Here is a 19,445-nt window from a genome sequence, read left to right on the forward strand (position 1 = left end):
CGGACCGGAGGCCCGGCGCCGGAGTTGTGGTTGCGTCTCTTTGGCCTTGCTCAAGGCCGTGGTCGGGTCAGGCCGCGCGCATGTCGGCCAGGAAGCGCGACACGCAGCCGCGCAGGTCGTCGGCCTCGCCGGACAGGCCGTCGGCGGCGGATTTGACCTGACGCGAGGCGTTGCTGGTGGCCTGGAAGGCGTGGGTCACGCCGGCGATGGTGTCGCGGACATCCTGGGTGCCGCGCGCGGCGCGCTGGATGCTGCCGCTGATCTCGCTGGTCGCCGCCCGCTGCTCGCCGATGGCGGAGGCGATGGTGGCGGAGGCCTCGTTGACCTCGCCGATGACCTTGGCGATCTCGGTGATGGCGCCGGCCGCCTCGCTGCTGACGCGCTGGACGGCGGCGATCTGTGCCTCGATCTCCTCGGTCGCCTTCGCGGTCTGGGCGGCGAGGCTCTTCACTTCGTTCGCCACCACGGCGAAGCCCTTGCCGGCGTCACCGGCCCGCGCCGCCTCGATGGTGGCGTTCAGCGCCAGCAGGTTGGTCTGCGCTGCGATGGAGCCGATCAGCTGCACCACGTCGCCGATCTGGCGGGCGACGCCGGTCAGGCTGCGCACCGTCTCGTCGGTGACGCGGGCGATGCCGACCGCCTGCTCGGTCACCTCGGCGCTGTGGGCGACATGCTGGCTGATGGCGACGATGGAAACCGCCAGCTCCTCGGCGGCGGCGGCCACCGTCTCGACGCTGCCGGTGGTCTCGCCGGAGCTGCGGACGGCGTCGCCGGCAAGCCGGCTGGTCTCGTCGGTGGTCGACTGGATGGTCCGGGCGGTGGACTGCAACTGGGTGGCGGCGCTGGCGACACGGCCCAGCGTGCTGTCCACCGTCCGCTCGAACTCGCGGGTCAGGCGGTCGATGCGCTCGCCGCGGCGGACGCGGGCCTCATGCTCGGCGGCCTTGTCGGCGGCCATGCGGTCGGCCTCGATCAACCCGGCCTGGAAGACCTGCACCGCCTTGGCCATGCCGCCGATCTCGTCGCGGCGGTCGAGGCCGGGGATCGTCACCGAGCGGTCGCCGCCGGCCAGCCGGGTCATGGCGTCGGTCATGGCGACCACCGGGCGCGACAGGCTGCGGGCGATCAGCAGCGCGGCGGCAAGGCCGAGGATCAGCCCGGCGGCCGAAACCATCGCCATCGTCCGGCGCTGTTCCTCGAGCTGCGCCATCGTGCCGGTGCGCAGCGTCTGTTCCGTGGCGATGCCCTGGTCGGTCAACGCCCGCGCCTGGGTGCCGATGGACGAGCCGAGCGATGCGAGGGTGTCCCCGACCAGCCCGTCACGGCTTTCCGTCGCCGACACCAGACGGTCGAATTCGGCGCCGTAGGCCGCAAGCGTCTTGATCAGGGCGGCTGCGAGGGGAGGGGCGTCGGCGGTCTTCGTCATCGCCTCGCTTTTCTGGACGGCATTCTTCAGTTCGTTGCGCGTCGCCACGGCCAGGCCGGCCGACCCTTCCTTCTGGAAGCGCATGGCGACGAAGCGGGCGGACAGCACATGCTCCATCGTCTGGCTGGCGAGGGTCACCAGCTCGGCGTTCCCGGACTTGCGGGCGTTGGACAGGATGGTGTCGAGCATGGTGCGCAGCCGCGCGCCCAGCTTGGCCTCCTCGGCCAGGGCGGCGTCCCGCTTCGCCTGCATCTCCTGCACTTCGGAGAAGGCGACCCGGTAGCGTCCGGTCTGCTCGGCCATCGCGTTGACCGTGTTGGCCATCGCCGGATCGCCCATCGTCCCGGCGCCCTCGCCGATGATGCGGGCGGCCTCGTCCAGCAAGGACCGCACGCCGTCCGCATCCTCCTCGCGGCCGCTCAGCAGGAAGCCGGTGGCCTTGAGGCGCGTTTCCAGCATCAGCGCCTGCAGGCGCCCGAGATCGTTGGATCGCTTGGCCAGATCGCCGTAGGTCCTCACCACCGTTTCCGTTTGCGAGAGGGCGTTGATGCCCACCCCGGCCACGGCGGCGAGGAACAGCAGGAGGCCGGCGCTGCCGGCGGTGATCCGGTGGCCGATGCGGGTGCCGATTCGGGTTCTGCTGGCGATGGGCATGCGGGGGGACCTCCCAGTTTCGGGGCCCAGTTTTGGGGCCCTGTTGCGGGGCGCTGCTACCAGTCGAAGGTGTCGGTGCGGTGCCAGCGGCCGACCATGCAGGCGTCGGCGACCAGCGACAGCGGCCGGCCGTCGACGTCGCTCGCCCCGTCCGTCATCAGCCGGTGGAAGTGGCGGTAGATGCGCTGGTATTCGGTGTCGGGCTCGGCCAGCACCGGCGCGCCGTCCGCGAACAGGCGGGTGCCGCCATGGGTGAGGTCGAGGCGGCCATCGGCGGTGTGGATGACGATGGACCAGGTCTGCTCGCCCTGCTGGAGGAAGTCGAAGTCGGCGGTGACGCGGCCGATGCGGGAGCCGGGAGCCGCCCCCATCTCCAGCGTCGCGGCGATGGGCGTGTCGCGGTTGGCCGGCACATGCAGGTCGGCGGCGCGGACGAAGACCGGGGCCGGCAGGATGTCGGTCAGGATCGACAGGGCGTTGATGCCGGGATCGAAGACGCCGAAGCCGCCCGCCGCGAAGATCCAGTCCTGGCCGGGATGCCAGCGCCGGACATCCTCCTTCCAGGTGATGGCGACGCTGCGGATGTCGGCATCCGCCAAGCGGCGCTTGGTTTCCTCGACCGCCGGGTTGAACTGCGAATGCCAGGCGGTGAACAGGGTGCGCCGTGCAGCCTCCGCCTCCGCCGCCAGATCGTGAAGCTCCGACAGGGTGGCGGCGGGCGGCTTCTCGATCAGGACATGGCAGCCGGCACGCAGCGCCTCGACCGTCAGGCCGTGGCGGACGGCGGGCGGGGTGCAGAGCGCCACCGCGTCGAGGCCGGGCAGGGCGGCCAGCATCTCGGCCTGGGAGCGGAAGCTCGGCACGCCCTCAGCGGTCGCACCGTCCGGGCTGACCACGGCGGCGAGCTTGAACAGGCCGGTGGCGGCGATGGCAGGGATATGCTGGTCGCGGGCGATCTTTCCCAGACCGACAAGTCCGAGGGTGGGGAGCGTCATGGCGATATGTCCGGTCGGGGAAGGGGAGGGCGGTCACAAGACCGCCGTCAGGCCTTGCCCTTGTTGTAGACGTCGAAGCAGACGGCGGCGAGCAGCACCAGACCCTTGATCACCTGCTGCCAGTCGATGCCGATGCCGACGATCGACATGCCGTTGTTCATCACGCCCATGATGAAGGCGCCGATCACCGCACCCGTCACCCGGCCGACGCCGCCCGAGGCCGAGGCGCCGCCGATGAAGCAGGCGGCGATCACGTCCAGTTCGAAGGACACGCCGGCCTTCGGCGTCGCGGTGTTGAGGCGGGCGGCGAAGATCAGCCCGGCGAGTGCGGCAAGCACGCCCATGTTGACGAAGGTGTAGAAGGACAGGCGGCGGGTGTCGATGCCCGACAGCTTGGCGGCCTTCTCGTTGCCGCCCAGCGCGTAGATGCGCCGGCCGATGGTGGTGTCGCGGGTGACGAAGGCATAGATGCCGATCAGCAGCGCCATGATGATCAGGACGTTCGGCAGGCCCTTGTAGGTCGACAGCAGCCAGCCGACATAGGCGACCACCGCGAACAGCCCGGCGCTCTTCAGCAGGAACAGGATCAGCGGTTCCTGTTCGATGGCGAAGCGGTGGCGGCGCAGGCGGGCGGCGACGCTGAAGGCGATCAGGATCGCCGGGGTGGCGAGGCACAGCACCATCGTGGTGGTGTGGAAGCCCTCGGTGCCGAAGATGTCCGGGATGAAGCCGGAGCTGAGGCGCTGGAACTCCACCGGGAAGGGGCCGACCGACTGGCCGGCCAGCAGCGCGAGGCTGAGGCCGCGGAACACCAGCATGCCGGCCAGCGTCACGATGAAGGACGGGATGCGGAAGTACGCGACCCAATAGCCCTGGGCGGCGCCGATGGCCGCACCGGCCAACAGGCTGACGATGGCGGTGGGGATGAAGTGCCAGTGGAACTGCACCATCAGGATGGCGGCCAGCGCGCCGATGAAGCCGACGATGGAGCCCACCGACAAATCGATGTGCCCGGCGACGATCACCAGCAGCATGCCCAGCGCCATGATGACGATGTAGCTGTTCTGCAGGACGAGGTTGGTCAGGTTCAGCGGCTGCAGCAGCGTGCCGTTGGTCATGTACTGGAAGAACGCCACGATCGCCAGCAGCGAGATCAGCATGCCGTAATCGCGCATGTGGCTCTTCAGGAACTTGGCCATCGAGGCCTGGCGCGGCGGCGCTGCCGGCAGGTTCAGTTCGGCGCTCATTGCAGGGACTCCCGGGCGGCAGCGGCGACGGCGGCGCGGGCTGCCGTGGCTTTCGAGGCGGACGACATGATGGCGTGCATGATCTTTTCCTGGCTGGCCTCGGCCGCCGGCATCTCGGCGACCAGGGCGCCTTCGTTCATCACATAGATGCGGTCGGCGACACCCAGAAGCTCCGGCAGTTCGGACGAGATCAGGATGACACCGCGGCCCTCGGCCACCAGCTGGTTGACGATGGTGTAGATTTCATATTTGGCGCCGACGTCGATTCCGCGGGTCGGCTCGTCCAGGATCAGCACCTTGGGGTCGGCGAACAGCCATTTGCTGAGCACGACCTTCTGCTGGTTGCCGCCGGACAGATTGACCGTCTGCTGGAACACGTCCGAACAGCGGATGCGCAGGCGGCGGCGGAAGTCGTTGGCGACCTCGATCTCGCGCTCGTGGTGGATGACGCCGCGCTTGGCGACACCGTCCAGATTGGCCAGCGTCACGTTGTGGCGGATGTCGTTGTCGAGCACGAGGCCGTAATGCTTGCGGTCCTCGGTGGCATAGGCCAGCCCGTTGCCCATCGCTTTGCTGATCGTCGAAACGTCGATCTCGCGCCCGTCGAGGAAGGCCTGCCCCCGGATGTTGCGGCCGTAGGAGCGGCCGAACAGGCTCATGGCGAATTCGGTGCGGCCGGCGCCCATCAGGCCGGCGATGCCCACCACCTCGCCGCGGCGCACATGCAGGTCGATGTCCTTGACCACGCGGCGGCCGGCATGGATGGGGTGGTCGGCGCTCCAGTCCTTCACCTCGAACAGGATGCCGCCCGGATTGCTGGTGCGGCGCGGATAGCGGTCGGCGAGGTCGCGGCCGACCATGCCCTTGATGATGCGGTCCTGGCTGATCGGTGCGTCGTGGCAGTCCAGCGTCTCCACCGTGGTGCCGTCGCGCAGGATGGTGACGCGGTCGGCGACCTTGGCGATCTCGTTCAGCTTGTGCGAGATCAGGATGGAGGAGATGCCCTGCTCCTTGAAGCGCAGCAGCAGCTCCAAAAGCGCGTCGCTGTCGCTCTCGTTCAGGCTGGCGGTCGGCTCGTCGAGGATCAACAGCTTGACCTGCTTGGACAACGCCTTGGCGATCTCGACCAGCTGCTGCTTGCCGACGCCGATGTCGGTGATCAGCGTCTCCGGCGAATCGGTCAGCCCGACCATGCGCAGCAGTTCGCGCGCGCGGGCGGTGGCGGCGACCCAGTCGATGCGGCCGCGTTTCGCCTGTTCGTTGCCGAGAAACAAGTTCTCGGTGATCGACAGCAGCGGAACCAGCGCCAGTTCCTGGTGGATGATGATGATGCCCAGCTTCTCGCTGTCGGCGATGCCGCGAAAGGCGACGGGCTGGCCGCCGAAACGGATTTCGCCCTCGTAGGTGCCGTGCGGATAGACGCCGCTCAGCACCTTCATCAGCGTCGATTTTCCGGCGCCGTTTTCGCCGATCAGCGCGTGGATCTCCCCCTCGCGGACCGAGAGGTTGACGTTGTCGAGCGCCTTGACACCCGGAAACGTCTTGGTGATGCCGCGCATCTCAAGAATGCTGTCCATGTATGAACCTCTGAACGCCCGATCCGCTGTTGGGCGGAGCGCGGGGGAGGGCGCCGGTCGGCACCCCCTCCCGCGCCGCTCACTCACTTGATCTGCGATTCCTTGTAGTAGCCGCCGTCGACCAGGACCTGCTTCCAGTTGGTGGCGTCGACGCTGACCGGCTTCAGCAGATAGGAGGGAACCACCTTCTTGCCGTTGTCGTAGGTCTTGGTGTCGTTGACCTGCGGGGTGCGGCCGGCCAGCAGGTCGTCGACCATGCCGACCGTGACCTTCGCCAACTCGCGGGTGTCCTTGAAGACGGTGGAGCGCTGCTCGCCCGCCAGGATCGACTTGACCGACTGCACCTCGGCGTCCTGCCCGGTGACGACCGGCATCGGCTGCGAGGCGGAGCCGTAGCCGACTCCCTTCAGCGACGAGATGATGCCGATGCTCAGCCCGTCATAGGGCGACAGCACCGCGTCGACCCGCTTGTTGCCGTAATAGGCGCTCAGCAGGTTGTCCATGCGGGCCTGGGCGACGGCACCGTCCCAGCGCAGGGTCGACACCTTATCCATGCCGACTTGGCCGCTGCCGACCTTCAGCTTGCCGCTGTCGATGTAGGGCTGCAGCACCGACATGGCGCCGTTGTAGAAGAAGTAGGCGTTGTTGTCGTCGGGCGAGCCGCCGAACAGCTCGATGTTGAACGGACCCTTGCCGTCCTTCAGCCCGAGAGCCTTCTCGATGTAGGAGGCCTGGAGGACGCCGACCTGGAAGTTGTCGAAGGTGGCGTAGTAATCGACGTTGGCCGAGCCGCGGATCAGGCGGTCGTAGGCGATGACCTTCACGCCGCGCTCGGCGGCCTTCTGCAGCACGTCGGTCAGCGTCGTCCCGTCGATGGCGGCGATCACCAGAACCTTGTCGTTCTTGGTGACCATGTTCTCGATCTGGGCGAGCTGGTTGGGGATGTCGTCCTCTGCATATTGCAGGTCGGTCTTGTATCCCTTTTCCTGGAAATACTTGACCATGTTGTTGCCGTCGTCGATCCAGCGCGCCGACGACTTGGTCGGCATGGCGATGCCGACGGTCGGCTTGTCCTGGGCCATGGCCGGGACGGCGGCGGCACCGGCGACGACGATCAGGCCGACGGCGAGGCCGGCCAGTTTGGAGCTGAAGGAAGTGCGCTTGGCGGACGACATGGACCGGAATCCTCCCCGTTACTACGGCACGCGATACGCCGCCCCCGCGTTCTGTGGCGCGGATGGCGTGGGACGCGATGGTTGGTGTCCCTAGCAATCCTCCCTTTTCCCATAACTGTCAAATATGATTATTCGGCAAATCGATATGCATTTCGGTATCGTTCGTCACCGTGCCGCAGCGGTGGCGGCGGGGCTGGCGGCGACGAGGCGCATCTTGAGTTCAGACGCCGCGCGGACGGCCGACAGCACGGTGCGGGCGCCCGGTGACAGCGGCCGGTCCTTCAGCCAGAAGATGCCGTAGGGCTCGACGCTGAACCGCTTGTGGAAGGGCATGATGGCGCAGCAGCCGCTGGGCGAGAACACCTGGGCCAGCGCGCGGGCGAAGACGGTGATCGACTCGGTTTCCGCCACCATAGCCATCGAGATGACCGGAGAGGCGCTTTCGATCACCTTGTGCGGCAGCCGGGCGCCCTCGGCGCGGAACAGCGCCTCCACCCGGTCGCGCAGCAGGGTGCCGACGGGCTGGAGGATCCAGGTGGCGTCGGACAAATCCGCCGCGGTCAGCGGACGGCCGAGCCGGAGCAGCGGGTTGCTGTCATGGCAGATGAAGCACAGCTCCTCGCTGCTGATCTCCTGATACTCGAAGGCGGTCGGGTCGTAATGGCCGGGCAGGCGGCCGATGGCGAAATCCATCACCCCCTGGTGGACCCGGTCGGCCAGCACGTCGCTGGTCTCCACCGCCACGGCGACCTTCAGGTTGGGATGGTCGCGGGTCAGGCTGCTGATGACCGGCACCACCAGCTCCACCGCCGGGGCCATGACGGTGCCGATGGACACCCGGCCGCTGTGGCCGGCGAGCAGGGCGTTCAGCTCCTCGCCCGTCTCCTGCAATTCGCTGAGGATCATCCGGGCGTGGCGGATCATGAGGCTGCCGTACCAGTTCGGCTCGATCCCGCGGCCATGGCGGTCGAACAGCTCGATGCCCAGCGTCTCCTCCAGGTCGCCCAGCAGCTTGGAGGCGGCGGGCTGCGACATGTTCAGGCTGGCGGCGGCGCGGTGCAGGTTGCGGTGTTCGTCGAGCGCCGCGAACAGCTGGAGATGGCGCAGCTTCAGACGCGCCTTCTGGAACCAGTTCGGCGGAAAACGTTGCGGGGTCACGGGGGTGCGGCCTCCGATGGGGCGGCGGCGACTTGATAGCAGACGTCGGGATACGACATTTGGTATCGCAAGCGCCGATCTTCGTATTGGACGATTATCAAGAGGCCTCTTATCGTTTGCGCCGTCAACAAATTTAAAAATTCACCGGTGACGGCGATTTGCCGGGGGCGAACTCCGGGGCGAAAGAGCGAAGCGAGGGGGAGTTAAGCGGGATGGCGCAGGAAGCGCGTTGCGTCTGGCAGGCCCGGGCTGTGCTTGGGGAAGGTCCGCTCTGGTCCCCGCGGCAGGATGCCGTCTATTTCGTCGATATCCGCGGATCCCGCATCCTGCGCCACGGCCTGTCGGACGGCTCGCAGGCAGGATGGGATCTGGATGACGCCGCCTGCTGGCTGGTGGAGAGCGCCGACGGCGACGGCTTCGTCGCGGGCTTGCGCTCGCGCCGGGTGGTCCGGCTGCGGTTGGAGCCGGGCGAGGCGGCGGTCGTCGGCGAGGAGATCGCCCGGATCGAGCCGGACAAGCCGGGCAACCGCCTGAATGACGGCAAGGCCGACCGCGACGGCCGGCTGTGGATCGGCAGCATGGACGATGCGGAGGAGGTGCCGGCCGGCAGCTTCTACCGCATCGACCCCGATGGCGCGGTCACGCCGGTCGACGAGGGCTACACCGTCGCCAACGGGCCGGCGCTGGCGCCGGACGGGCGGACGGTCTACCACACCGACAGCGCGGCGCGGACGGTCTACGCCTTCGACATCGGCGCCGACGGCAGCCTGTCGGGCAAGCGCGTCCACATCCGCTTCACCGAGGCCGACGGCTATCCCGACGGCATGACCTGCGACGCCGGGGGCGGGCTGTGGGTCTGCCATTGGGACGGCGGGCGCATCAGCCGCTTCCGTCCCGACGGCACGCTCGACCGCGCCATCGCCCTGCCGGTCTCGCGCGTCACCTCCTGCGTCTTCGCCGGTCCGGATCTGGACCGGCTGTTCATCACCACCGCGGCGCACGGCCGGCCGGACGAGCCGCTGGCCGGTGCGCTGTTCGAGTGCGACCCCGGCGTCCGCGGCCTGCCGCCCGGACGGTTCGGGCCTCCGTCGCCCTGAGTCCCGACCGCCGAGTGCTGTCTGCCGATTTGATTTCGAGGAAGGATTTTCCCGCCATGCCGTCCAGCGCCCGCCCCTATCGCGGCGTCTTCCCCGTCGTCCCCACCATCTTCACCGAAGCGGGGGAACTGGACCTCGACGGCCAGAAGCGCTGCGTCGATTTCATGATCGACGCCGGCTCCACCGGCCTGTGCATCCTCGCCAACTTCTCCGAACAGTTCGTGCTGACCGACGACGAGCGCACACTGCTGATGGAGACCATCCTCGCCCATGTCGCCGACCGGGTTCCGGTGATCGTCACCACCACCCATTTCAGCACCCGCGCCTGCGCCGACCGCAGCCGCCGCGCCCAGGATCTGGGGGCCGCGATGGTGATGGTGATGCCGCCCTACCACGGCGCCACCATCCGCGTGCCGGAAGCCGGCATCGTCGAGTTCTTCAGCCGCGTGTCGGACGCCATCGACATCCCGATCATGATCCAGGACGCGCCGGTCAGCGGCACCCCGCTGTCCGCCCCGCTGCTGGCGCGGATGGCGCGGGAGATTGCCAACGTCTCCTACTTCAAGATCGAGGTGCCGCAGGCGGCGGCCAAGCTGCGCACCCTGATCGAGTTGGGCGGCGACGCCATCGAAGGGCCGTGGGACGGCGAGGAGGCGATCACCCTGCTGGCCGACCTCGACGCCGGGGCGACCGGCGCGATGACCGGCGGCGCCTATCCCGACGGCATCCGCCAGATCGTCGATCCCTATCTGGCGGGCGACCGCGAGGCGGCGGTGGCGGCCTATGGGCGGTGGCTGCCGCTGATCAACCACGAGAACCGCCAGTGCGGCATCGCCACCGCCAAGATCCTGATGAAGGAGGGCGGCATCGTCGCGTCCGACGCCATGCGCCACCCGACGGCCAACCCGCACCCGATGAGCCGCGACGGCCTGCTGGACGCCGCGAAGCGTCTCGATCCGCTCGTTCTGCGCTGGGCGCGCTGAGCGGCATCCGGGCAAGCAGTTTCGGGCAAGGAGACCCCATAAGATGACCATCACCGGCGAGATGCTGATCGGCGCCACGGCGCACCGCGGCGGCCAGGGCGGGTTCAGCGCCGTCGACCCCGCCACCGGCGAGGCGCTGGAGCCCGCCTTCGGCGGCGGCGGCGTGGCGGATGTGGAGCGCGCCTGCGCGCTGGCCTGGGCCGCCTTCGACGCCTTCCGCGAGACCGGGCTGGAGCAGCGTGCCGCCTTCCTCGAAACAGTCGCCCAGAACATCCTCGACATCGGCGACGAGCTGATCACCCGCGCCATGGCCGAGACCGGCCTGCCGCGCGCCCGGCTGGAGGGCGAGCGCGGCCGCACCGTCGGCCAGCTCCGCCTGTTCGCCCAGGTCGTGCGCGAAGGAAGCTGGATCGAGGCCCGGATCGACCCGGCCCTGCCGGCGCGCACGCCGCTGCCGCGCGCCGACATCCGCCAGCGCCACATCGCGTTGGGGCCAGTCGCGGTGTTCGGTGCGTCGAACTTCCCGCTCGCCTTTTCGGTGGCCGGCGGCGACACCGCGTCCGCCTTTGCCGCCGGCTGCCCGGTGGTGGTCAAGGGCCACGGCGCCCATCCCGGCACCTCGGAACTGGTCGGCCGCGCCGTCCAGGCGGCGGTTGCCTCCTGCGGCCTGCCCGAAGGCGTCTTCTCCCTGCTGTTCGGCACCGGCAACGAGATCGGCACGGCGCTGGTCGCCGATCCGCGCATCAAGGCGGTCGGCTTCACCGGCTCGCGTGGCGGCGGGCTGGCGCTGATGGGGGTGGCGGCCAGGCGGCCGGAACCGATCCCGGTCTATGCCGAGATGAGCAGCATCAACCCGGTCTTCCTGATGCCGGCGGCGCTGGCCTCGCGCGCCGAGGCGCTGGGCAAGGCGTTCGTCGCCTCGCTGACCATGGGGGCCGGGCAGTTCTGCACCAACCCCGGCATCCTGCTGGCGGTGGACGGGCCGGACCTCGACCGCTTCGTCGATGTTGCGGTGGAGGCCATCGGCGGCAGCGCCGCCTCGACCATGCTGACGCCGGGCATCCATGCCGCCTTCGACAGCGGCGTCGCCAAGCTGGCCGGCAGCGGCGAGGTGGAGACTCTGGCCCGCGGTCTGGCGTGCAGCGGGCCGAACCAGGCACAGGCGGCCTTCTTCACCACGACGGCGGAGGCCTTCCTGGCCGACACGGCGTTGCAGGAGGAGGTGTTCGGCGCCGCCTCGCTGCTGATCCGCTGCGCGGACGTGGCGGCGATGACGGCGGTGGCGGAAAGGCTGGAAGGGCAGTTGACGGCGACCTTGCAGATGGATGGGGCGGACAAGGCGGCGGTGGCCGGTCTGATCCCGACGCTGGAGCGCAAGGCCGGCCGCATCCTGGCGAACGGCTGGCCGACCGGGGTGGAGGTCTGCCACGCGATGGTGCATGGCGGCCCGTTCCCGGCGACCTCGGACCCGCGCAGCACCTCGGTCGGCACGCTGGCGATCCGCCGCTTCCTGCGCCCGGTCTGCTACCAGGACATCCCGGCAGAGCTGCTGCCGGAGGCTTTGCGCGACGGCAACCCGCTTGGGCTGTGGCGGCGCATCGACGGGACTTTGGGACAGGAGTGACCGCCGGTCCGAGATGACCAGGGCCAGGACCAGGGCCGGGACCGACCGGCACCAGCAACCCGCAACGGCTGCGTCAGAGGGAGCGCTGACGCGGAGGACACCGTCGGATCCGGCCCCGCGCCGGGCCTGACGGTCGGGCAGGGCGTGCGTCTGACGCATCGCCGAAGTATCGCTCCCACCCAGTGCATCGAAGCAAAAACAAACCGCATTTAGAGGAAACGCAAATGGTGAGATCAGCTCTGCTGCTTGGCGCAGCCACCCTTTCGCTCGCCTGCGTCATGGCGACCGGCTCGGCTTCCGCTCAATCGAAGTTCGACATCATGCTGGGCGGCGACGCCTATTTCGAGGGCGGTTACGTCAACCAGGATCGCGACAGCGGCCAGCGCAACACCGAGTTCCGCAACCGCCTGCGCCTGCTGGTGACGCCGAAGGCCAAGGCCGACAACGGGCTGGAATATGGCGCCCGCATCCGCCTGCTGGCGGAGAACGGCACCAACAACGCCCGCACCGTCACCAACGACCGCGCCTTCATCTTCGTCAACGGCGGCTTCGGCGTCCTGCATCTGGGCGTCGAGAACGGCCCGTCCGACGACAGCGGCATCATCGCCCCGTCCGACTGGGGCACCGGCGGCGTCGACGGCTCCTTCCCGTCCTGGCTCGGCAACAGCGCGGCCAACGCGCCGGTCACCATCGGCAACATCCGCGCGCTGATCTCCGGCAACAGCGCCACCCGCGCCACCTACTGGACCCCGGAGATCGCCGGCTTCAAGCTCGGCGCCTCCTACCAGCCGGCGTCGGACAGCAGCAACACCGACGTCAACCGCTCCAAGCTGGCGCTCGCCTCGGCCAACCGCACCGGTGCCTATCGCGACGTCTATGAAGTGGGCGGCACCTACACCAACACGCTGGGCGGCGTCGCGGTCAACGGCAGCCTGTTCTATCTCGGCGGCGAGGCCAAGAACTCCACCACCACCCCGGCGCAGCAGTTCGACAAGCTGTCCTCCACCCATGCCGGCCTGACGCTGGCCTATGCCGGCTTCAAGATCGGCGGCAGCTATGCCTGGTCGGGCGACAGCGGCTATGCCAAATCCAGCGCTGCCATCGTCAGCCGCGAGAAGCAGGATGTCTGGACCGCCGGCGCGCAGTACACCTTCGGCCCCACCACGCTGGGCGTCGGCTACCTGAACGCCAAGGACGCCGGCGACCTGACGGTGCGCGGCCGCAGCAAGTTCGAGCTGTTCACCGTCGGCGCCAAATATGTCGTCGCTCCCGGCTTCAGCCTCGCGCCGGAATACAACCACTTCAAGCTCAGCTCCGACGTCGCCGCCAACAGCGACAAGGGCGACATCTTCATCATCCGGACCGATCTGGCCTTCTGACAGCCTGTCGTTCCGAAAAGGCCGACCGACGTCCCGGCCTTTCCGTCTCTTTCGTCTTCGCGCCGCCGCGGTGTTTCTCTCCATCCCGCCGCGGTGGTTGCGTCCCGGCGCGCTCTCCCTCGGGTGCGTCGGCCCCGGTCCAGACTGGAACGGGGTCATCTCACGGCCGGGCGGCACTCCGCTGCCCGGCCGTTTTTTTTGACCGGATTTCGAGCTGAAGCCTCTGCCGGACATATCCTTTTCGGCATCGCATCGGTTGAGAATCGTATTGGACAGTTATGGTTCTGAGTACTTAAAGTAGGCAAGACGAACAATTCCGGACCGGGCCGCGATCACGATCTTCCAGCGCCCCGTCCCGTCGCGTGCCTCTCGTCCCTTATCCATCGCGCACCGCAATAAAACCTCGCCATAAACACTCAGGGAGTGAATCGGATGTCCAGGAAATGGGTGATCTCCGCCGCCACCGCCGCTGCGGCCCTGTTCATCGGGCTCGGCGCCGTCCAGGCCGCCGACAAGAAGCTGGTGGTCGGCTTCTCGCAGATCGGTTCTGAGTCGGGCTGGCGCGCGGCCGAGACCAAGACCGCCAAGGCGGAGGCCGACAAGCGCGGCATCGACCTGAAGATCTCCGACGCCCAGCAGAAGCAGGAGAACCAGATCAAGGCGGTGCGCTCCTTCGTCGCCCAGGGCGTCGATGCGATCTTCATCGCGCCGGTGGTGGCGACCGGCTGGGATTCGGTGCTGAAGGAGGCCAAGGAGGCGAAGATCCCGGTGGTGCTGCTCGACCGCCAGATCGAGACCAAGGACCAGAGCCTGTACATGACCGCCGTCACCTCCGACACCGTGCATGAAGGCCGGGTGGCCGGCGAATGGCTGGCCAAGCAGACCGGCGGCAAGTGCGCGGTGGTCGAGCTGCAGGGCACCGTCGGCTCGTCGCCGGCCATCAACCGCAAGAAGGGCTTCGACGAGATCGTCGCCAAGAATCCCGGCATGAAGATCGTCCGCACCCAGTCCGGCGACTTCACCCGCGCCAAGGGCAAGGAGGTGATGGAGAGCTTCATCAAGGCCGAGAATGGCGGCAAGGGCATCTGCGCCGTCTATGCCCACAACGACGACATGGCCGTCGGCGCCATCCAGGCGATCAAGGAAGCCGGGCTGAAGCCGGGCAAGGACATTCTGGTCGTCTCCATCGACGGCGTGCCGGACATCTTCAAGGCGATGGCGGAAGGCGAGGCGAACGCCACGGTCGAGCTGACGCCGAACATGGCCGGCCCGGCCTATGACGCGCTGATTGCCTTCAAGAAGGACGGCAAGGCGCCGCCGAAGTGGATCCAGACCGAATCGGCCCTGTTCACCCCGGACACCGCCAAGGCCGAGTACGAGCGCCGCAAGGACGCCTACTGATTTGGTCTGACGTTCGGGGCCGCGGGGGCATCTCCCCGCGGCCCCACACATTTCGTTGTGCATCCGGCGAGGTCCGCCATGACGGCATCCACCGCTCCCCCTTCCGCTCCCCTGCTGGCGATCCGGGGCCTGTCGAAGGCGTTCCTCGGCGTGCAAGCGCTCGACGGCGTCGATTTCACCCTGCGCCATGGCGAGATCCATGCCCTGCTGGGCGAGAACGGCGCCGGGAAATCGACGCTCATCAAGACGCTGACCGGCGTCTACCAGCGCGACAACGGCACCGTGGCGCTGGAGGGGCGGGAGATCGCACCCCGCGGGGTGGAGGAGGCGCAGCGCCTGCACATCGGCACCGTCTATCAGGAGGTCAATTTGCTGCCGAACCTGTCGGTGGCGGAAAACCTGTTCCTCGGCCGCCAGCCGATGCGCTGGGGGCTGGTCGACCGCGGCGCCATGCGGCGGCGGGCGCGGGCGGTGCTGCAACCCTATGGCCTGTCCGTCGACGTGACGGCGCCGCTCGGGCGCTTCTCGGTCGCGACGCAGCAGATCATCGCCATCGCCCGCGCGGTCGACATGTCGGCCAAGGTGCTGATCCTCGACGAGCCGACCGCCAGCCTGGATGCGCAGGAGGTGGCGGTGCTGTTCAAGGTGATGCGCACCCTGCGCTCGCGCGGGATCGGCATCGTCTTCGTCACCCATTTCCTCGACCAGGTCTATGAGGTCTGCGACAGCATCACCGTGCTGCGCAACGGCCGGCTGGTGGGCGAGCGGCGCACGGCCGACCTGCCGCGCCTCGACCTCGTCGCCATGATGCTGGGGCGGGAGCTGGAGGCGGTGGCCCACCGCATCGACCTCGGCCCGGCGGAGGTCGACAGCCGTCCGCCGCTGGCCAGCTTCAAGGGATTCGGCAAGGCGCGCAGCGTCGAGCCCTTCGACCTCGACATCCGCCCCGGCGAGGTGGTGGCGCTGGCGGGGTTGCTGGGCTCCGGCCGGACGGAGACGGTGCGGCTGGTCTTCGGCATGGACCGCGCCGACCGGGGCGAGGCGACGGTGGACGGGCAGGCGGTGCGGCTCAAGGGGCCGCGCGACGCCGTACGGCTCGGCTTCGGCTTCTGCCCGGAGGACCGCAAGAAGGAGGGCATCGTCGGCGAGCTGTCGGTGCGCGAGAACATCATCCTGGCGTTGCAGGCGCGGCAGGGCTGGCTGAAGCCGATCCCGCGCCGCCGTCAGGAGGAGATCGCCGACCGCTTCATCCGCCTGCTCGACATCCGCACGCCGGACGCCGAACGGCCGATCCAGCTGCTGTCAGGCGGCAACCAGCAGAAGGCGCTGCTGGCGCGCTGGCTGGCGACCGAGCCGCGGCTGCTGATCCTCGACGAGCCGACGCGCGGCATCGATGTCGGGGCGCATGCCGAGATCATCCGCCTGATCGAGCGGCTGTGCGCCGACGGCATGGCGCTGCTGGTCGTCTCGTCGGAGCTGGAGGAGATCGTCGCCTACAGCCGCCGCGTCGTCGTGCTGCGCGACCGCCGCCATGTGGCGGAACTGAGGGGAGGAGAGGTCAGCGTGGAGCGCATCGTCGCCGCCATCGCGTCGGAGACGCCGAATGTAGCCGGATCGGGTGCAGAGGTGCGGCAATGACGCTGTCCGCGCCCGGCCCGGCGCGCAACCTGCCGCAATATGGCGCGCTGATCGCCGTCCTGCTGGCCAACTGGCTGCTGTTTCCCGATTTCTTCGCCATCCGTCTCCAGGATGGCCGGCTGTTCGGCAGCCTGATCGACGTGCTGAACCGCGGCGCCCCGGTGGCGCTGCTCGCCATCGGCATGACCATGGTCATCGCCACCCGCGGCGTCGATCTGTCGGTCGGCGCGGTCATGGCGATCTCCGGCGCCATCGCCGCCACCATGACCGGGGCGGGCTGGAGCCTGCCGGCGGTGCTGGCGGCGTCGCTGGCCGCCGGCCTGCTGTGCGGGCTGTGGAACGGCGTGCTGGTGGCGGTCCTGCGCATCCAGCCGATCATCGCCACCCTGATCCTGATGGTCGCCGGCCGCGGCATCGCCCAGCTGGTGACGGAGGGGCAGATCGTCACCTTCACCAGCCCGGCGCTCGCCTTCATCGGCAGCGGGTCCTTCCTGACCGTGCCGATGCCGGTGGTGCTGACCATCGTCGTGCTGGCGGTGACGGCTCTGCTGGTGCGGGCGACCGCGCTGGGGCTGATGATCGAGGCGGTCGGCGTCAACCGGCTGTCCAGCGCCGGAGCCGGCGTCAACACGCCGGTGGTGCTGGTCGCCGTCTATGTCTGGTGCGGGCTGTGCGCGGCGGTGGCCGGGCTGATCGTCACCGCCGACATCCGCGGCGCCGACGCCAACAATGCCGGGCTGTGGCTGGAGCTGGACGCCATCCTGGCGGTGGTGGTCGGCGGCACCTCGCTGCTCGGCGGGCGCTTCGGGCTGGTGCTGTCGGTGGTGGGCGCGCTGATCATCCAGGCGATGAACACCGGCATCCTTCTGAGCGGCTTCAAGCCGGAATTCAACCTGATCGTCAAGGCGGGCGTCCTGCTGGTCGTCCTGCTGCTGCAATCGCCGACGCTGACCCTGTTCCTGCCGCGGCCCAAGGGCGCCCGGCCGATCGGAACGGTCAAGCCGCCGGTGGCGCCGACCAGCGGAGGGGCGAAACCATGACCGGTGCACTCCAGCGCTTTCTGCCGCTGATCGTCACCACCGCCGTGCTGGTGGTGGGTTTCCTGATCTGTGCGGCGCAGTTCCCCAACTTCGCCTCCTGGCGGGTGGTGGCCAACCTTCTGACCGACAACGCCTTTCTCGGCATCACCGCGGTCGGCATGACCTTCGTCATCCTGTCCGGCGGCATCGACCTGTCGGTGGGGGCGGTGATCGGCTTCACCACCGTGCTGCTGGCCGTGTTGATCGAGCATGGCGGCTGGCACCCGGTTCCCGCCTTCGCGGTGGCGCTGATCGCCGCCGGCGGCTTCGGGGCGGCGATGGGCGGGGTGATCCATGTCTTCCAGATGCCGCCCTTCATCGTCACGCTGGCCGGCATGTTCATCGCCCGCGGGCTGGGCTTCGTCCTGACCACCAACTCCGTGCCGATCAACCATCCGCTCTATGGCGAGTTGAACGACATGGCGCTGCGCTTCGACTTCGGGCTGAAGCTGAGCCTGCCGGCGCTGCTGATGCTGGGGGTGATGGTCGCGGCGGTGGTGCTGGCGCACTGGACGCGCTTCGGCGCCAACCTCTATGCCTTGGGCGGCAACCGGCAATCGGCGGAGCTGATGGGCGTGCCGGTGGCGCGGACGACGGTGGCGGTCTATGCCTTGTCCGGGCTGCTGGCCGGTCTGGCCGGGATCGTCTTCTCGCTCTACACCGGCGCCGGCTATTCGCTGGCGGCGACGGGGGTGGAGCTGGACACCATCACCGCGGTGGTGATCGGCGGCACGCAGCTGACCGGCGGCTACGGCTATGTCGTCGGCACCTTCGTCGGCGTGCTGATCCAGGGGCTGATCCAGACCTACATCACCTTCGACGGAACTTTGAGCAGCTGGTGGACCAAGATCGCCATCGGCGTGCTGCTGTTCGTCTTCATCCTGTTGCAGAAGGGTCTGCTGACGGTCTGGGCCGGCCGCGGCGGCGAACCGGCGGAGGCGTGATGCCCATCGAGAGTTTCCTGTTCGACACGGTGGATGGCCTGGGCGAGGGGCGGCCGGTGGAGGGCTTCACCCTCTCCGCCGGCGGGCTGGAGGCGACGGTGGTCGCCCATGGCGCCCGGCTGGTGCGGATGCTGGTGCCCGGCCGAGACGGAACACCTGCCGACGTGGTGCTGGGTTTCGACCGGGTGGCGGAGTATCTGGCGAGCGACGCCTATTTCGGCGCCACCTGCGGCCGTTACGGCAACCGCATCGGCGGCGCGGCCTTCACGCTGGACGGGGTGCGCTACGGTCTGGCCGTCAACGAGCCACCGAACCAGCTGCATGGCGGGCCGGACGGGTTCGACCGGCGGATCTGGCAGGCGGAGGCCGATGCGGCGGAGAACGCCGTCACCTTCACGCATGAGTCGCCCGATGGCGACCAGGGCTATCCGGGGACGCTGACGGCGACGACGCGCTACCGGCTGACCGACGACGGGGTGCTGGACATCCTCATGACGGCGACGACCGACCGGCCGACCATCGTCAACATCGTCCATCACAGCTACTGGAACCTTGCCGGCCACGCGTCGGGCGACCTGCGCGACCAGCGACTGACGGTGCAGGGCGGCTTCACCACGCCGGTCGGTGCCGACCTGATCCCGACCGGGGAGGTGCGGCCGGTGGACGGCACCCCCTTCGATCTGCGCGGCGGTGTCGCATTGGGCGAGGCGCTGGACGCCGTCGGCGGCTTCGGCTTCGACCACAACTGGTGCCTGGAGGGGCCGGCGGGGGAACTGCGGCCGGTGGCGCTGCTGGAGCATCCCGCCAGTGGCCGGCGGATGGAGCTGGCGACCGACCAGCCGGGTTTGCAGGTCTACACCGGCGGCTATCTCAGCGAGAAAATCGTCGGCAAGGGCGGGCAGCCCTATTGCCGCTTCGCCGGGCTGGCGCTGGAGAGCCAGCGCTTCCCCGGCAGCCCGAACATAGGCCATTTCCCTTCGGCCCGGCTCGATCCCGGCGAGACCTACCGCCATCGCATGCAGCTGCGATTCCGGGCGGGCTGAGCGCAGGGCGGGAACCGTCCCGAGG

The 19,445-nt window shown here is 68.8% G+C and carries 15 protein-coding genes; 9 read left to right on the top strand and 6 right to left on the bottom strand.

All coding sequences use genetic code 11. The annotated features are described in order from the left end of the window. Positions 1 to 67: 67 nt before the first annotated feature. From ACWPN8_RS00245 to ACWPN8_RS00270, 6 genes are all read right to left on the bottom strand, one after another. Positions 68 to 2,080, bottom strand: coding sequence for a methyl-accepting chemotaxis protein (locus ACWPN8_RS00245; protein ID WP_492239502.1), 2,013 nt, complete (start codon positions 2,078 to 2,080; stop codon positions 68 to 70). Between the two features lie 56 nt (positions 2,081 to 2,136). Further along, positions 2,137 to 3,075: a Gfo/Idh/MocA family protein gene (locus ACWPN8_RS00250; RefSeq protein WP_492239503.1), complete on the bottom strand. Its 939-nt coding sequence runs from the start codon at positions 3,073 to 3,075 to the stop codon at positions 2,137 to 2,139. A 47-nt stretch (positions 3,076 to 3,122) separates the two neighbouring features. Next, entirely contained in the window at positions 3,123 to 4,322 is a 1,200-nt protein-coding gene (gene mmsB, locus ACWPN8_RS00255) for a multiple monosaccharide ABC transporter permease (protein ID WP_492239504.1), read from the bottom strand. Continuing rightward, the gene (mmsA, locus tag ACWPN8_RS00260) at positions 4,319 to 5,899 is read right to left on the bottom strand and encodes a multiple monosaccharide ABC transporter ATP-binding protein (protein ID WP_492239505.1); all 1,581 of its coding nucleotides are present in this window, start codon (positions 5,897 to 5,899) and stop codon (positions 4,319 to 4,321) included. Before mmsA ends, mmsB begins: the two co-directional genes overlap by 4 nt. An 83-nt stretch (positions 5,900 to 5,982) precedes the next feature. Beyond that, a complete protein-coding gene (gene chvE / locus ACWPN8_RS00265; RefSeq protein WP_109446570.1) occupies positions 5,983 to 7,074 on the bottom strand; it encodes a multiple monosaccharide ABC transporter substrate-binding protein in 1,092 nt (363 codons plus the stop codon). 165 nt (positions 7,075 to 7,239) lie between these two features. Next, positions 7,240 to 8,232 (bottom strand): LysR family transcriptional regulator, encoded by a 993-nt coding sequence (locus tag ACWPN8_RS00270; RefSeq protein WP_492239506.1) that lies wholly within the window; start codon positions 8,230 to 8,232, stop codon positions 7,240 to 7,242. Between the two features lie 212 nt (positions 8,233 to 8,444). On the opposite strand from ACWPN8_RS00270, the gene ACWPN8_RS00275 reads away from it, so the two are divergent. The 9 genes from ACWPN8_RS00275 to ACWPN8_RS00315 all read left to right on the top strand — a co-directional run bounded on the left by ACWPN8_RS00275 (position 8,445) and on the right by ACWPN8_RS00315 (position 19,420). Beyond that, positions 8,445 to 9,329: an SMP-30/gluconolactonase/LRE family protein gene (locus ACWPN8_RS00275; protein WP_492239507.1), complete on the top strand. Its 885-nt coding sequence runs from the start codon at positions 8,445 to 8,447 to the stop codon at positions 9,327 to 9,329. A 56-nt stretch (positions 9,330 to 9,385) separates the two neighbouring features. After that, a complete protein-coding gene (locus ACWPN8_RS00280) occupies positions 9,386 to 10,312 on the top strand; it encodes a dihydrodipicolinate synthase family protein (protein ID WP_492239508.1) in 927 nt (308 codons plus the stop codon). Between the two features lie 43 nt (positions 10,313 to 10,355). Beyond that, positions 10,356 to 11,936 carry an aldehyde dehydrogenase (NADP(+)) gene (locus tag ACWPN8_RS00285; RefSeq protein ID WP_492239509.1) on the top strand — a complete coding sequence of 527 codons (1,581 nt, stop codon included), beginning with the start codon at positions 10,356 to 10,358 and terminating at the stop codon, positions 11,934 to 11,936. Positions 11,937 to 12,160: 224 nt separating this feature from the next. Continuing rightward, positions 12,161 to 13,315: a porin gene (locus tag ACWPN8_RS00290; protein ID WP_492239510.1), complete on the top strand. Its 1,155-nt coding sequence runs from the start codon at positions 12,161 to 12,163 to the stop codon at positions 13,313 to 13,315. Positions 13,316 to 13,747: 432 nt separating this feature from the next. Beyond that, positions 13,748 to 14,716 (top strand): galactofuranose ABC transporter, galactofuranose-binding protein YtfQ, encoded by a 969-nt coding sequence (ytfQ, locus tag ACWPN8_RS00295; RefSeq protein WP_109445741.1) that lies wholly within the window; start codon positions 13,748 to 13,750, stop codon positions 14,714 to 14,716. Positions 14,717 to 14,794: 78 nt separating this feature from the next. Further along, positions 14,795 to 16,354, top strand: coding sequence for a galactofuranose ABC transporter, ATP-binding protein YtfR (gene ytfR, locus ACWPN8_RS00300; RefSeq protein ID WP_492239511.1), 1,560 nt, complete (start codon positions 14,795 to 14,797; stop codon positions 16,352 to 16,354). After that, positions 16,351 to 17,394, top strand: coding sequence for an ABC transporter permease (locus ACWPN8_RS00305; RefSeq protein ID WP_492239512.1), 1,044 nt, complete (start codon positions 16,351 to 16,353; stop codon positions 17,392 to 17,394). The genes ytfR and ACWPN8_RS00305 overlap by 4 nt, the downstream gene beginning before the upstream one ends. After that, on the top strand, positions 17,391 to 18,377 hold the full coding sequence (yjfF, locus tag ACWPN8_RS00310) for a galactofuranose ABC transporter, permease protein YjfF (RefSeq protein WP_492239513.1): 987 nt from the start codon (positions 17,391 to 17,393) through the stop codon (positions 18,375 to 18,377). Before ACWPN8_RS00305 ends, yjfF begins: the two co-directional genes overlap by 4 nt. Then, positions 18,377 to 19,420, top strand: a complete 1,044-nt coding sequence (locus ACWPN8_RS00315; RefSeq protein WP_109445749.1) for an aldose epimerase family protein — start codon at positions 18,377 to 18,379, stop codon at positions 19,418 to 19,420. Before yjfF ends, ACWPN8_RS00315 begins: the two co-directional genes overlap by 1 nt. Positions 19,421 to 19,445: the final 25 nt, after the last annotated feature.

The organism is Azospirillum sp. UENF 112521 (assembly GCF_058780665.1).